Origin of the sequence: Neptuniibacter sp. QD37_11, assembly GCF_047778105.1 — a bacterium.
Lineage (GTDB): Bacteria > Pseudomonadota > Gammaproteobacteria > Pseudomonadales > Balneatricaceae > Neptuniibacter.
In genome coordinates this window covers 523,364-537,761 of record NZ_CP180552.1, presented here as the reverse complement: position 1 = coordinate 537,761, position 14,398 = coordinate 523,364, and the positions used below count along the sequence as shown (strand labels likewise).

The window sequence follows — 14,398 nt, the reverse complement described above, 5'->3', positions numbered from 1 at the left end:
AGATATAATGTCGGATTGTATAGACTAGTAGCCATTTCACATTTAATATTGATTATCATTAGCAAAATTTTTACAGCCCCATTCTGAATGAGCAAATCTAAAACCTTATGTAAGTTTAGTAAGAGCGATATAGAGCATCACTTCTCTGAGATTGCCAAACATACCCGTTCAAGCACTTACCTATGTCGCAAATGCGCTCGTTCTGCCAATAGTAAAAAATGGCTGTGTAAACCTGTTGCGATGTGACGTAACCAATTAGTAAGGATTTACCTATGCTTAGCCCAGCAATGCTTGAAAAGCTAAACGAACAGATCAATCTAGAATTTTTCTCATCCAACCTTTACCTACAAATGGGTGCATGGGCAGAGTCTAAAGGTTATGAAGGCTGTGCTGAATTCCTTTACAAGCACGCTGATGAAGAGATGTCTCACATGAAACGTCTGTTCACTTACGTTAACGAAACCGGTGCGATGGCGCTGATTGGCACTATTGAAGCCCCTGAAGCAGAGTTCGAATCTATCCGTGATCTATTCGAGAAAGTTTACGAACACGAATGCCTAGTGACCAGCAAGATCAACGAATTAGCGCACACCGCTTTTACAAATCAGGACTACTCAACTTTTAGCTTCCTGCAATGGTATGTTGCTGAACAGCACGAAGAAGAAAAGCTGTTCAATGGCATCCTAGATAAAATCAAAATCATTGGCGAAGATGGCAAAGGTTTATTCTTTATCGATAAGGAGATCGGTGAACTAGCCAAAAATGGTGATGGCGGTAGCATTATGGCCAGCACAGAAGAAGCCATCTAATCTTTATATTTCAATAAGTTATATAAGCACCTTAAAATCGGACAATAAACAAGCAGAAAAACCTGCTGTTTTTTATATTTTTTATTAAAGAATATGATTTATTGTCCGATATTTAACCGAAAGTAGCCTCTCATGCCTAGCAAGGAGATATAGCATGAACACTGATTGCAAGTATTGCTTTGAGTTAGTTAAAAACGGGAAGGAACACCCACAGCTAAAAACGGTTAGTGATTTAGGTAACTCTCAGATCTGCAAATGCGGTAACTGCGGTGCCATGTTAATGAGCACAGCAGACAACTGGGAGATCGTGATCAAGGGTTCTGTTGCTCGACATCATAAAAAGCGCGCGAAAGAAGCCAAAGAAAAAGTTGCTTAGCAGCGTCCCAAGCCAAATTTTACTTGGCAGCCCAGATAGTTACGCGTAGTTTTGTCATAGAAACTTAAACACGATTGGTTCCTATGCATTCACTTCGCCAGCTGATTGAGCAAGATAATAATCACAACTTATTCGATCTACTCTCCAGTCTTTGCCAAGGCTCTATTGCAGTCGATGAAAAAGCATCCATTCTCTGGATGAACGATGCTTATCGTAAGCTCGTTGCTATTCCAGAAGAGATCGATCCAATTGGCTGTAATGTAGAAGAATTAATCCCCACGACTCAACTGCCCCGAGTCATTAAAAGCGGCAAACCTTCCTTTGTCGATCTGATGCAGATTAACAACCGCTGGTGTGTTGTTACCCGCCTTCCTATCAAGAATTCAGAAAATGAGATTATCGGCGCTATTGGTTTTATTTTTTACGACGACTTAGACAGCCTTCAACCATTGTTCGACAAATTTGCTCGCCTGCAGCGTAAATTTGAAGATGAGAAAATCATCCGCCCAAGCCGCTACGCTTTGGACGACATGATCGGTAATGCGCCGAAGACACAGCAACTTCGTCGCCAAGCACTAAGAGCATCACAACTCGACACTACCTTGCTTTTATTAGGCGAAACCGGGACGGGAAAAGAGCTTTTAGCTCAAGGCATCCACCATGCTTCCACACGGCGCAGCGGACCTTTTGTCGGCATTAATATGGGTGCACTACCCGAATCGCTTGCCGAAGCTGAACTGTTTGGCACCGCTCCCGGTGCTTATACCGGCGCAGATAAAAAGGCACGCAAAGGCAAAGTCCAGCTAGCTGAAGGTGGTACTCTATTTCTTGATGAGATTGCAGAGATGCCTCTCTCCATGCAGGCAAAACTTCTTCGAGTCCTACAGGAACGTGAAGTAGAAGCCCTGGGCTCCAACCGCCTTGAGAAAGTGGATGTACGTATCATCGCTGCAACCGCAAAAGATCTTCGCAACCAAGTAGAGCAAGGTTTATTTCGAGAAGACCTCTACTATCGATTGAACGTCTTACCGATCAACCTACCGCCACTAAGAGAGCGAATCCAAGATATTCCACTGCTATCCGAACACATGTTGAGCGAAATTCAGCGTCAATCGCAGCTACCTGAACTACCTCTGTCACAGTCAGCCCTAGAATGGCTACAAAGCTACAGCTGGCCTGGTAATATCCGTGAACTGCGAAATCGCCTAGAACGAGGCTGTGTTATGGCTGAAGGCTCTTCAATAGAAGCGCCTGATTTAGGCGCAAATGAAGAACAGCCCCATCAAAGAAACCCTTTAACTAATCTCAAAAGCTATCGTAAAGAGCACGAGCGTTCAGCTATTGAAGAAGCGATACAGCAATGCAATGGCAATAAAACAGCTGCGGCTAAACTGCTAGGTATCTCTAGAGCAAGTCTTTATCAACGCCTAAGAGACGGGAAAAGCGTCTAAAAAATTAGACATAAAAAACACACTGTCTATTTTTACAGACACTTATCTATATTCCATCCACCAAAAAAACAAATAAACCATTGTTTTTAAACAATATTTAAAACATGGCCCCTGCCTTGCTGTAAACACACGAATTAAAAATAACAAAAATGGTATTCAGGATGTCTCAAAATAAGCTGATCTCAGCCGATCAAGCGGCAGCATTAATTCAATCAAATGACACCATAGTGACAGGCGGCTTTATCGGCATCGGCTTTGCTGAAACTCTCGCAAAAGCGATCGAAAAACGATTTCTAGATCAAGGTACACCCAACAATCTCAGCCTGCTTTATGCGGCCGGCCAAGGCGATGCCCAAACTCGCGGCCTAAATCACTTTGCTCATGAAGGGATGATAAAGCGAGTCATCGGTGGACATTGGGGCTTAGCACCGGCGCTAGGAAAAATGGCGATCGATAATAAAATTGAGGCATATAATCTCCCTCAAGGGGTTATCTGTCACATGTTCCGTGATATTGCTGCAGGTAAACCAGGCACGCTCACACGGGTAGGCTTGCACACCTTTGTAGACCCACGTTTTGAAGGTGGCAAAGTAAATAGCCGTACAGAAGAGCAACTGGTACAGCTACTTGATCTTAACGGTGAAGAAGCGCTTCTATATAAACACTGCCAGCCTAATATTGCCCTGCTACGAGGTACTACTGCAGATAGTAAAGGCAATATATCCATGGAACGCGAAGCTCTGCCTTTAGATGCCTTAGCGATTGCGCAAGCCGTTAAAAACAGTGGCGGTAAGGTACTAGTACAAGTTGAACGTGTTACTGCGCAGCATAACCTAACTCCAGATAGAATCCGTATCCCGGGTATTTTGGTCGACCATATCATTCAGGCCCATGCTGAAGACCACCCTCAAACATTTGCCGAAGTCTATAACCCAGCCTACAGCGGCGAAATTACGCTACCGGCTCAAGCAAGCAAGCCTGTTCCTTTAGACGCCAGAAAAGTCATTGCACGTCGCGCGCTGATGGAGCTGAAAAATAGTGCCGTCGTCAATCTTGGTATTGGCATGCCAGAAACAGTAGCAGCCGTTGCCGCTGAAGAAGGAAAGATAGAAGATTTCACTCTTACCGTTGAGCCTGGCGGCATCGGCGGCCAACCCGCTAGCGGACTAAGCTTTGGCGCAACAAGTAATGCCGAAGCAGTTGTAGACCAACCTGCTCAGTTTGATTTCTATGATGGCGGCGGTTTAGACCAAGCCTTTTTAGGCTTAGCTGAAACCTGCCCAGAAGGTCACGTTAACGTTAGTAAATTCGGCCCCAAACTCGCTGGTGCGGGCGGATTTATCAACATCACCCAAAACACTAAAGACGTTTATTTTCTGGGCACATTCACCTCAGGCAAACAACTATTGGAAGTGCACGAGCACGGCTTAAAAGTGATAGAGAACGGGCCTCTTAAGAAATTTAAAAAGGCTGTTCAACAAATCACATTTAATGGCAGTTACGCCATGCAATGCCAACAACGAGTAACCTTCATCACTGAACGTGCGGTATTCAAACTCACGCCAAAAGGCCTTTTACTAACCGAGATTGCTCCAGGTATCGATCTGCAGAAGGATGTACTGGATCAGATGGAGTTTATGCCGTTAATTGATGATCACTTAACTCCGATGGATGAGCGCCTATTCCGTGAAAGCCCAATGCGCTTAAATCAACCCGGTAGCAGACCGATGCAGCAGATGCGGGCATTAATGAAGAACGTCCTTCAACCGCAAAAGCCGGTCCCACAACCGTCAAAGATGTATTCAATTTCGTAAGATCGTCCTTTTATCATCCAGCAATAAGATAGGGGAAGGTACACAACGTACTGACCCCATTGCCATATTCTCGCTGTGCGGCGGACTTGTGCTAAGGCTCTATTCTTATTGCAGAGAGCGGTTCACATCATTACTCAAATCTATACTGCACTTCACCGCAGCCCCGGATTTTAGTCTTTTGGCCGCTCTCCGGATGTTTTTTCATCTAGCCTAACTCGCAATTCCAGCTATCTAAAGCAATACTCCAAAGAGCGTCTAACTGCGGGAGCGCTTTATGAAAAAGCTAACTTTAGTTCGCCACGCAAAATCTAGCTGGAAAGACCCCAGCCTAGATGACTTTGATCGCCCTCTCAACAAGCGTGGTCAGCGGGACCTTCCAAAGATGGCCAAGCGTTTAAATGAGTACGGCATCGTGCCAGACCTCATCTTAGCTAGCGACGCTAACAGAGCAATCAAGACTGCCTCCGAGATCCATCGACAGCTCAATTTAAAACCCGAACAGTTGCAAATGCATCCTGAACTATATGCATCTTGTGCCGAAACGCTGATGTACCTTTTGCAAAATCAATCAGATCATCTAAGTAGTATTATGCTAATCGGCCATAATCCAGCGTTACATCAATTAGCTGATTTGCTTACTCAAAACCACTTAGAAAAACTGCCAACGGCAGCCGTCCTTCACATGCATCTGAGCATCACCCAGTGGCATGAATTAGCAGCGGGCTGCGCCACCAGCATTTTATTCGATTACCCGAAAAAGCACGCTTCAACTACCACCTAAGCAACTATGATAAACTGTACTCTTTATTCCAGAGTGAGTGCCTGTGGATCTTTACCTTTCATCGCTCAGTTTTACTGCAAGTATTACCGCCCCAATCTTTTTTATTGGCTTTTTAGGCTATCTACTGAAACGTGTTGGGCTGATTGATGATGCCTTCATAAATACAGCATCAAAGCTCGTATTTATGATCACCCTGCCAGCCTTGGTTTTTATGTCCATCTCACGGACAGACTTTCACGCAGTCTTTAATCCGGAACAACTAGGATTTGTCTTAATTGGCACTCTAATCAGTTTCATCGCTCTTTGGTTTCTCGCTAAGCGCTGGATCAAACAACCAGAAGACTTAGGCGTATTTATACAAGGTGCGTTTCGGAGTAATTACGGCATTATTGGTTTAGCTGTGAGCTATAACCTTTTTTCTGATTCCGGTTTAGCTCAAGCATCCCTATTGCTGGCACTCGTGATTCCTCTATTTAACGTCCTTTCAATCATTGCATTAACTCTGCCAGCCAAACATCAAGGTGGCGCAAGTATTGGCAAAACCGTATTAGAGATCGTAAAAAACCCACTGATCATTGCGGTATTGCTGGCGCTTCCGTTCTCTTACTTTGGTTTTCAACTTCCCGAAATTGCACAAAAAACGGGGCGTTACTTTGCGAATTTGACACTACCTTTAGCCCTACTGGCTATAGGCGGCTCATTGAACATGAAGAGCTTACGCAGCACATCTTCTCAAGCCACTTGGGCGACCTTATCAAAGCTGCTTTTTATTCCATTGATATTAACGCTAGCCGCTTGGGCATACGGCTTTAAAGGGCAAGACTTAACCATGCTAATGGTTCTATTTGGCTGCCCAACGGCTGCAGCTAGCTTTGTGATGGCTAAAGCGATGGGAGGCAATGAGAAACTAGCAGCGAATATAATCTTGATGACGACCATAGGCTCTATTCTTAGCCTATCGGCAGGCATCTATATCATGCGCGTCACAGGTGTCATTTAAGCTTCAGTACATTCTGTACGCTTAAGGTAGGTCTGTAAGCTAATTTGATCTGTAGTTTCAAAATGACGGGACAATTGCGTGAGCGATTGGATACGATCCAATCTAAACATACGAAAATCATCGCGTAACTCACACCAAGCAACCAAGGTCCAAACAGCACCCCAGTACACTAAACCTAAAGGCCAAACTTCACGCTCGGATTGTTGTTTATCTTCTCGTTGATAACCAATTGCAATCACAAACCTATTCTTGATCGCGACTCTAATCTGATCGCTGTATTGCGTTGTCCATTGTCGATGCAATCCAGGAACAACAAACCATTCGGGGCCTTCAATATATTGGTCGTAAAGTTCAGTAGGCAAAACCGCTCTGACTTTATCTAACACTCGGGAAGCAGACTGCCCCAGATGCTGATCACTACAACCCTGCACTAAGCGCACGCCAAGCAACAGTGCTTCTAGTTCCTCTTCATCAAACATCAAAGGTGGCAGATTGAATTCTGGGCGTAGCCGATAGCCCACCCCCGCTTCACCTTCAATAGGCACACCAGAAAGCGAAAGCGCCTGTATATCTCGGTAGATAGTTCTCTCAGAGACTTCCAATACTTCTGCCAAAGCGCTGGCCGTTAAAGCTGTTCGGCGGCCGCGCAAAAGCGTGAGTAATTGAAATAAGCGTTCCGCTTTCCTCATCGGTAATTTAGCTCCCTAAGCCCCTTCGCAAATCATCGCTTCTGTTTGTACTTCCATATGACGCATATGACAACTGTCCATATCAATAAGACCACACAACGACTGGCCTTCGTCAGATTGCATAAATGCATCGCCCGCCGCTTTAGCTGTCGGCATATCCTGCCAATAAGCTAAATCATGCAGTAAGCCATTTTCATCTTCGCTCACTGAACGATACAGAAAGCCTTCCTGCTTTTTTAACCACTCATTAACCTTGTCATGAGTCGATGCAAAGTCAGCTTTATTCACGCCTGATTTCAGATTGTAAGTTACCATTTCCACGACGGTTGTTGTCATTGTTATTCTCCTTAATCCAATTCTTAAATATGACAACAGGGATGCTAAACTAGGCCTACTGACAGCGTAGTGTCAGTAGAGTTTTATTAAGTGAGGATAAAGATGTTTAAGTTATTCAAAAGCGATCGATTGGCAAAAGCTTTTAAGGCGATCGATGCCGATGATCTGACCAAACTACAAAAACATCTGCAAAAACTCGAACCTGAAGAAATCAATCAGCCAGTCTCCGATGATACTGCGCCTTTAGCTGAAGTCTGTATTCTTAAAGAAGCCCCTAAAGCGTTAAAGCTGGTGTTAAACTTCGGCGCTAATCCAGACCAAACAAGTCACACAAATGCAGCTCTAACACTTGCAGAACTGTCACTTAGACAAGAAAAAAGTCTGTCCTTACTAACAGCGCTTTATACTGCTGGTGCCAAAACCGATCCAACACCATTGATGCAACAATGCTTTGACCACTGTTCCGAACAAGAACTCATGCTGCATCTATCCGTCTTGCTCCAATATAGCGGACAGCTTGATGACGAACTTGTTCATAAAGCCTTAGCTAGCGATCAGTTACCGCTTATTCACTTTATTATAAATTCTGGCGCATCTTGTCCAGACGATATAAACCAGCATAATTACTCAGAAGAGACGCTAAACTATGCACAAAAATGCTGGGACGATCAGAGAATTAGAGCGATGTTTCTCTCATGACAGATTCAAAGAGATGCTATGTAATAGCTGTCGCTGGTGCACCTGGTAGCGGTAAGACCTCTTTAACCCTAGCCCTAGCTAAACTGCTAGATGCAGACACACTCTTTTACGATGATTATCAACAAGCCACAAATCAATCCATGGCAGAAATCCTTCAATGGATGAAACAAGGTAGCGACTACAACAAGTTAAATATTCCCGGCTTTGCTGAAGCGATTGCCACCCAGATCCAAACCACTCATAAACGGTTCTTGTTGATTGAAACCCCATTAGGCCGACATCATCACGCCAGTGGACGATATATTGATTGCCTAGTTTGGCTAGACACTCCTCTTGATATTTCACTTGCTCGTAATATCAAAGCCTTTAGCAGCGAATTTAAAAAGGCCCCATCCGACTACGTTCAACAACTTGACTGGCTAGCTAATTACCTTGAAGGCTATATTCAAGATATCCGCGCTACACTCGTCATACAGCAAGAACGCTTAGTCAAAGATGCCGATATTAATATCGATGGCACCCTTCCACTTGGCGAAATAACTCAGCACATTTACCAAGCGATCTCACAAGAACAATAAAAAGGATAAACAATGCAACCTCTTTGCTTAGATGATTCAACAGCTGAACAACAGGACTGGAAAGCCTACCTTTGCATCGAGGCATTTATTCAAGATTTTGTCACAGCCCAAGCACTGTTAACGGCTTTACAACTAGGCCTGATCAAAATCCTATCAGACCAACCTCGTTCTGAAGATGCTTTGCAACAAAGCCACCCTAAAGTGACAGCCCTGGGTATGCTGCTCCAACAATTAAAAGCAGCCAATGTAATTGAGCAGGACGACAATCTTCAATGGCAACTGACGACGGATTTCAGCCAAACACTCCCCTTCCAAGATCTGCTACTTTCCAAATTGGAGTTTGCAAATCTATTAGCACCTGACCTTTTGGAGCACTACACACTGTTCCTTGAGGACATGCCTCGTTTTATTCAGCAAGCTAAGGTATTTGAATTGTTCGCTTACAATCGCTGTTTTGAGGTCACGCCAGAAAACATTACTGCAACCCGTCGCTGGATGCGCTTCACCACCTGCTTAACCCGCTACGAAGGCCGTGTAATTGCTAAACACGCCGATCTGAGTCATATAAAAAATCATTTGGATATCGGAGGAAACAGTGGAGAATTTGCACTGCAATTATGCAAAACCAATCCAGCACTCAATTCGACTATTATCGATCTTCCTGTGGTGTGTGAAGTAGGTAAAAGACACATTAAGAGTGAACAAGAAGCAGATCGAATCGATTTTAAAGCAGCAGACGCTCTTGTGGATAAACTACCGCAGCAACAAGATCTGGTGACGTTCAAATCTATTTTGCATGACTGGCCAATAGAAGCCTGTGCACAATTTATCCGACAAGCAGCAAGCACATTAAATGATCGGGGTGAAATACTGATATGTGAAAGAGGACCATTAGATCTAAGTGATCCAGTACCTTATGGCCTCTTGCCTATGTTGTTGTTCAATCGCTCTTTCCGTGAACCCAATGCTTATATCGAGTTATTGAAAAGTAATGGTTTTAACAACATTGAGATTGAAACCATTCAGTTAGAAACGCCATTCTTCCTAATTCGGGCTAGACGTTAAAACTTGAGGGAGTTTTAATTGATAGGTCAGGTATATCGATCTTAGGGCAGCGATTTACCACAACCTTAAGACCTGCAACTTCAGCGCGTTTCTGTGCGTCTGGGCTATAAACCCCTAACTGTAACCAAACCGCCTTAGCTCCGATTTGAATGGCTTCGTCGATAACCTCTCCAGCCTGATCGCTGCGGCGAAACACATCGACCATATCAATCTTCTTATCGATATCAGCTAAAGAGGCCACAACCTGCTCACCGTGCAGAGTTTCACCCTCAAGTGCAGGGTTGACCGGGATAACGTCATAATCGCAAGTTTTCAAGAAAGCCATCACACGAAAACTTGCGCGCTCAGGCTTGTTACTTGCACCTACTAGCGCGATAGTCCGGACACTTTCTAAAACATCGATAGATAACTGATCGTCAGTCATGACTATCACCTTCGGCATGCATGCCTTTGCAAACACTACACTCTGGGTCTTTGCGCAATTTAAGGGTGCGCCAATCCATGGTTTTGGCATCTAAAAGCAGTAAACGGCCTGCCAAGTTCTCGCCAACCGAAGCCAAAACTTTTAATGCTTCTAATGCTTGAACCGATCCGATAATACCGACGAGAGGCGATAAAACACCGGACTCAGAGCAAGTAAGCGCTTCATCACTTCCCTCTTTGTAGAGGCATTGATAGCAAGGTGATTCAGGATTAAGCGGATCGTAAACCGCCACCTGACCTTCCATACGGATAGCCGCACCGGAAACCAATGGTTTCTTGTGCATAAAGCAGGCACGGTTAATCGAAAACCGAGTACTAAAGTTATCAGTACAATCAACCACAAGGTCAACGGTTGCGACTAAACGCTGCAAAGCCTCATCGTCTAAACGCTCATACAATGCTTTAACTCGAGTATCCGGATTAAGACCGGCAATGGTATTTCGAGCCGAATCCACTTTAGGCGCTCCAATACGCTTAGTGTTATGAGCAATCTGACGCTGTAGATTGGAAAGCTCGACCTCGTCATCATCCACTAGGATAAGCTCACCTATACCTGCCGCAGCTAGGTACATAGCGACAGGACTGCCCAAACCACCTAGACCTATGATCAAAACTGTCGAATTTAACCAGATCTCCTGCCCATTGATATCGACATCAGGCAACATAATTTGGCGGCTGTAGCGTAATAGCTGCTCATCACTCAGCATTGTTTTCTCCTTAAGCGCAGGTGTTACCTGGCCATAATGCAAAGGTTACTCGCTCATTATCGCCATAATCGCGCTGAGTACCAATTTCTGTATACCCTAAACTGTCCAGCAAGGCGCGGCAAACAGGACCTTGGTCATAACCATGTTCAAACAACAGATGACCACCTGGAACAAGGTAACTTCGAGCCTGTTCACATATATGTTTGATATCTGCCATTCCATGATCTTCAGCCGTGAGCGCTGAGAGCGGCTCAAACCTCACATCACCTTGCTCTAGATGCGGGTCTTTCGGATCGATATAAGGAGGATTACTGACGATCATATCGTAATGGCCATGGTGAGGCTCAAACCAGCTTCCTTGTATGACTTCTACGTTTTCAAGCTGCAAACGGGCTCGATTACGCTCGGCCAATTGTGCCGCCTCCGGCACAAAGTCTGATGCAACCACAGTCCATTCTGGATTTTCATAAGCCAAGGCTAAAGCAATTGCACCTGTTCCCGTGCCCAAATCAGTAATGCGCGCTTGTTTTTTGGTGCATAACTGCAAAGCCTTTTCGACCACCACTTCGGTATCGGGACGAGGAATCAAGGTATGAGGGGACACTTCCAAGTCAAAATCCCAAAAACCTCGCATACCGATAATATGCGCAACAGGCTCACCTTTGAGACGCCGATCAATCATCACTGTCAATTGATCGACAATTTTTGGGTCTAACTCTTTTTCAGGCCAAGTAAACAGGTAGCTGCCCGGCTTATCGAGCAGATGACATAGCATCAACTCAACATCTAATTGAGCCGACTCACTGACACCACCGAGTTGATTACTTAGTTTTACCGCTTGCTTAATCTGCATAGAGATTTAATACATATCAAAAAGGGCCATACAGGCCCTTTGATTAACTTTCTTCGGAGAGCGCCCCAAGCTGTTCTGCTTGGTGCTCATTTAAGAGCGGCTCAACAACGTGTTGCAGCTCACCACCAATAATCTCCTGCAGCTTATATAGCGTTAGGTTGATACGGTGATCCGTTACTCGACCTTGTGGATAATTATAGGTACGGATTCGTTCAGAGCGGTCACCACTACCCACTAGACTTTTACGCGTACTTGCCATTTCGGCTGCCTGTCGTTCGTCTTCTGCAGCCTGTAAACGAGATGCTAGAAGTGACATCGCCTTAGCACGGTTCTTATGCTGCGAACGCTCTTCCTGACACTCAACTACTACACCTGTAGGAATGTGGGTCAAACGAATAGCCGAATCAGTTTTATTGACGTGCTGACCACCAGCACCTGATGCACGGAAGGTATCAACACGTAGATCAGCTTTATTGATCTCGATCTCAGCGGACTCATCCATCTCTGCCATAATTGCAACGGTACAAGCAGACGTATGAACACGGCCTTGAGACTCGGTTTCAGGAACACGTTGTACACGGTGTGCACCGGATTCGAATTTCAGCTTCGAATACACATCCGTCCCAACGATACGAGAGATAACCTCTTTATAGCCGCCATGGTCACCTTCGTTAACGCTGATAACCTCTACACGCCAACCCTGTACTTCCGCGAAACGAGAGTACATACGGAAAAGATCACCGGCGAAAATAGCTGCTTCATCTCCACCGGTTCCGGCACGTACTTCCAAGAAGACGTTGCGAGAATCATTTGGATCTTTAGGTAATAAAAGAATCTGCAGTTCAGCTTCAAGGTTTTCGATACGCTCTTTAACGGCAGGGTATTCCTCTTTTGCCATCTCTCGCATATCAGGATCACTGTCAGCCATCATCATCTCGGCTTCTTCAAGATCATCCTGCGCTTGATTAAAAGCTGCAAATGCCTGTACCACAGGCTCTAATTCGGAATATTCCTTGGAATAATCACGAAACTTATCCTGATCTGAGATAATTTCTGGATCAGACATTAGAGCAGCAAGCTCTTCGTATCGATCGCTAAGCTTTTCTAGCTTACTTAGAATAGATTCTTTCATTATTTCTCATTCTTAGCATGTTCACCTAACTGGTGAAGCTCTTGCACCAAGTCCAGTAATTCACTGCGCCCTTCAGCGCTTGCTTTACGCATTTGAATTGTAGGATGGTGCAGCATTTTATTCGTCAGGCTACGCGCTAACATGGTTAACACTTCTTCAGCTGGTTTACCATTCTCCAGCTGTTTTAACGCTCGGCCTAATTCTTGATCACGCAAACTTTCTGCCTGACCACGGAAAGCCGTTAATACATCAACCGCTTCCAGTGAACGCAACTGACGCATAAATTCATGCGCGCCAGTCTCTATAATTTCTTCTGCTTGCCTAGCAGCATCTTCACGGCTACGTTGGTTCTCTTCGATAACCTCTTTAAGGTCATCGACCGTATACAAATAAACATCATCCAGTTCCGCAACTTGCGCCTCTATGTCACGCGGAACGGCTATATCAACCATAAAGATAGGGCGGTGCTTACGTTGCTTAAGCGCGGACTCAACTGCACCTTTACCTAGAATAGGCAACTGGCTGGCAGTAGAAGCAATCACTATATCGGCCTCGGCCAGCGCATTTGGAATATCACCCAACAAGATCGCTTTACCATCAAATTCATCAGCCAATGCCAAAGCACGATTAAGGGTACGGTTAGCCACCGTGATATCTTTAACGCCAGCATTCGCTAAATGGCGCGCTACCAACTCTATGGTTTCACCTGCGCCAATCAGTAACGCTTTGCTTTCGCGCATATCCGAGAAGATATGCTGAGCAAGGCTTACTGCTGCATAAGCAACTGATACTGGGTTTTCACCAATCGCCGTATCAGTACGCACCTGCTTAGCCACAGAAAACGTCTGCTGGAATAAGCGTCCCAGCTCGGCACCTACATGGCCATTTTCTTGAGAAAGGCTATATGCCGACTTCAGTTGACCAAGTATCTGCGGCTCTCCCAATACTAAGGAGTCCAAACCGCTCGCAACACGCATCATATGACGCGCGGCATCTTCACCCCAGAAAGCATAGGAACATTGCTGCAGTTCATCAGGATCTAAATCGTGGTATTTGCCTAGCCATTCCAACAGGGCTCTCGACCCTTCTATGGCAGAAGAGCAATACAGCTCTGTACGGTTACAGGTCGATAGGATGGCAATCTCTTTCAGATCAGCAAATTCGGCAGCACCATTCATCGCTTCAGCAAGCAGCTCGGGGGCAAACGCCACGCGTTCGCGAACCTCTACCGAAGCCGTTTTGTGATTGATGCCTAATGCAAGTAACGCCATGCGATCCGCCATACCAAAAAATCTACCGTCGTATAGACGGCACTACAAATCAACTGAAGCTGATCTAAATCAGCGCGCTATGATACAACGCTTTGCGACAAAGGTTAAAAGGCAGCACCACAATTTAGGCAACTTCGATCAAAAAACAGCGGATTAATTACAAATCTTTGGACAAAATCCACATAAATCGAACAAAAATAAAGAACCTTAGGTCTAACTCTTTAAATTAAGGTCAAAGTCAGCATGTATGAGTAACAATCTAAAAATCGTTAACTTATTCTCTTTAAAACCTTTGGTCGGTAGCTGACAAGCCACAGGTTATTCAACTATAGTGACCAAATCATTCAGGGATGT

16 protein-coding genes are annotated in these 14,398 nt (G+C 44.9%); 9 read left to right on the top strand and 7 right to left on the bottom strand.

Annotated features, from left to right (window positions below):
* The first annotated feature begins 272 nt into the window (after window positions 1-272).
* The 6 genes from ftnA to ACMXYT_RS02280 all read left to right on the top strand — a co-directional run bounded on the left by ftnA (window position 273) and on the right by ACMXYT_RS02280 (window position 6,231).
* Window positions 273-809 carry a non-heme ferritin gene (ftnA, locus tag ACMXYT_RS02305; RefSeq protein ID WP_415900030.1) on the top strand — a complete coding sequence of 179 codons (537 nt, stop codon included), beginning with the start codon at window positions 273-275 and terminating at the stop codon, window positions 807-809.
* A 154-nt stretch (window positions 810-963) separates the two neighbouring features.
* Window positions 964-1,185: a hypothetical protein gene (locus ACMXYT_RS02300; RefSeq protein ID WP_415890185.1), complete on the top strand. Its 222-nt coding sequence runs from the start codon at window positions 964-966 to the stop codon at window positions 1,183-1,185.
* 83 nt (window positions 1,186-1,268) lie between these two features.
* Complete coding sequence (locus tag ACMXYT_RS02295) at window positions 1,269-2,636, top strand: sigma-54 interaction domain-containing protein (protein WP_415911811.1); 1,368 nt, start codon at window positions 1,269-1,271, stop codon at window positions 2,634-2,636.
* A 161-nt stretch (window positions 2,637-2,797) separates the two neighbouring features.
* Window positions 2,798-4,450, top strand: coding sequence for an acyl CoA:acetate/3-ketoacid CoA transferase (locus ACMXYT_RS02290; protein ID WP_415900028.1), 1,653 nt, complete (start codon window positions 2,798-2,800; stop codon window positions 4,448-4,450).
* A gap of 274 nt (window positions 4,451-4,724) precedes the next feature.
* Window positions 4,725-5,231 carry a SixA phosphatase family protein gene (locus ACMXYT_RS02285; protein ID WP_415900027.1) on the top strand — a complete coding sequence of 169 codons (507 nt, stop codon included), beginning with the start codon at window positions 4,725-4,727 and terminating at the stop codon, window positions 5,229-5,231.
* A 43-nt stretch (window positions 5,232-5,274) separates the two neighbouring features.
* Window positions 5,275-6,231, top strand: a complete 957-nt coding sequence (locus ACMXYT_RS02280) for an AEC family transporter (protein WP_415893332.1) — start codon at window positions 5,275-5,277, stop codon at window positions 6,229-6,231.
* Here the strand turns inward: ACMXYT_RS02280 and ACMXYT_RS02275 are convergent.
* Complete coding sequence (locus ACMXYT_RS02275) at window positions 6,228-6,920, bottom strand: helix-turn-helix transcriptional regulator (protein WP_415900026.1); 693 nt, start codon at window positions 6,918-6,920, stop codon at window positions 6,228-6,230. The two genes, ACMXYT_RS02280 and ACMXYT_RS02275, sit on opposite strands and share 4 nt — an antisense overlap.
* Before the next feature lie 15 nt (window positions 6,921-6,935).
* Entirely contained in the window at window positions 6,936-7,256 is a 321-nt protein-coding gene (locus tag ACMXYT_RS02270) for a hypothetical protein (protein WP_415890179.1), read from the bottom strand.
* Between the two features lie 102 nt (window positions 7,257-7,358).
* Here ACMXYT_RS02270 and ACMXYT_RS02265 point away from each other — a divergent pair, with 102 nt between their 5' ends.
* From ACMXYT_RS02265 to ACMXYT_RS02255, 3 genes are read left to right on the top strand one after another with little or no spacing between them, the layout of a single operon-like run.
* Window positions 7,359-7,955 (top strand): hypothetical protein, encoded by a 597-nt coding sequence (locus ACMXYT_RS02265; RefSeq protein WP_415900025.1) that lies wholly within the window; start codon window positions 7,359-7,361, stop codon window positions 7,953-7,955.
* Window positions 7,952-8,533 carry a hypothetical protein gene (locus tag ACMXYT_RS02260; RefSeq protein ID WP_415911810.1) on the top strand — a complete coding sequence of 194 codons (582 nt, stop codon included), beginning with the start codon at window positions 7,952-7,954 and terminating at the stop codon, window positions 8,531-8,533. The genes ACMXYT_RS02265 and ACMXYT_RS02260 overlap by 4 nt, the downstream gene beginning before the upstream one ends.
* A gap of 12 nt (window positions 8,534-8,545) precedes the next feature.
* Complete coding sequence (locus ACMXYT_RS02255) at window positions 8,546-9,598, top strand: methyltransferase (RefSeq protein WP_415900023.1); 1,053 nt, start codon at window positions 8,546-8,548, stop codon at window positions 9,596-9,598.
* Here the strand turns inward: ACMXYT_RS02255 and ACMXYT_RS02250 are convergent.
* From ACMXYT_RS02250 to hemA, 5 genes are read right to left on the bottom strand one after another with little or no spacing between them, the layout of a single operon-like run.
* On the bottom strand, window positions 9,588-10,022 hold the full coding sequence (locus tag ACMXYT_RS02250) for a CoA-binding protein (RefSeq protein WP_415900022.1): 435 nt from the start codon (window positions 10,020-10,022) through the stop codon (window positions 9,588-9,590). The two genes, ACMXYT_RS02255 and ACMXYT_RS02250, sit on opposite strands and share 11 nt — an antisense overlap.
* Window positions 10,015-10,788, bottom strand: coding sequence for a molybdopterin-synthase adenylyltransferase MoeB (locus ACMXYT_RS02245; RefSeq protein ID WP_415900020.1), 774 nt, complete (start codon window positions 10,786-10,788; stop codon window positions 10,015-10,017). Before ACMXYT_RS02245 ends, ACMXYT_RS02250 begins: the two co-directional genes overlap by 8 nt.
* A gap of 10 nt (window positions 10,789-10,798) precedes the next feature.
* The gene (gene prmC, locus ACMXYT_RS02240) at window positions 10,799-11,641 is read right to left on the bottom strand and encodes a peptide chain release factor N(5)-glutamine methyltransferase (RefSeq protein WP_415900019.1); all 843 of its coding nucleotides are present in this window, start codon (window positions 11,639-11,641) and stop codon (window positions 10,799-10,801) included.
* A 43-nt stretch (window positions 11,642-11,684) separates the two neighbouring features.
* Window positions 11,685-12,773, bottom strand: coding sequence for a peptide chain release factor 1 (prfA, locus tag ACMXYT_RS02235; RefSeq protein ID WP_415883379.1), 1,089 nt, complete (start codon window positions 12,771-12,773; stop codon window positions 11,685-11,687).
* Complete coding sequence (hemA, locus tag ACMXYT_RS02230) at window positions 12,773-14,044, bottom strand: glutamyl-tRNA reductase (protein WP_415883378.1); 1,272 nt, start codon at window positions 14,042-14,044, stop codon at window positions 12,773-12,775. The genes prfA and hemA overlap by 1 nt, the downstream gene beginning before the upstream one ends.
* Window positions 14,045-14,398: the final 354 nt, after the last annotated feature.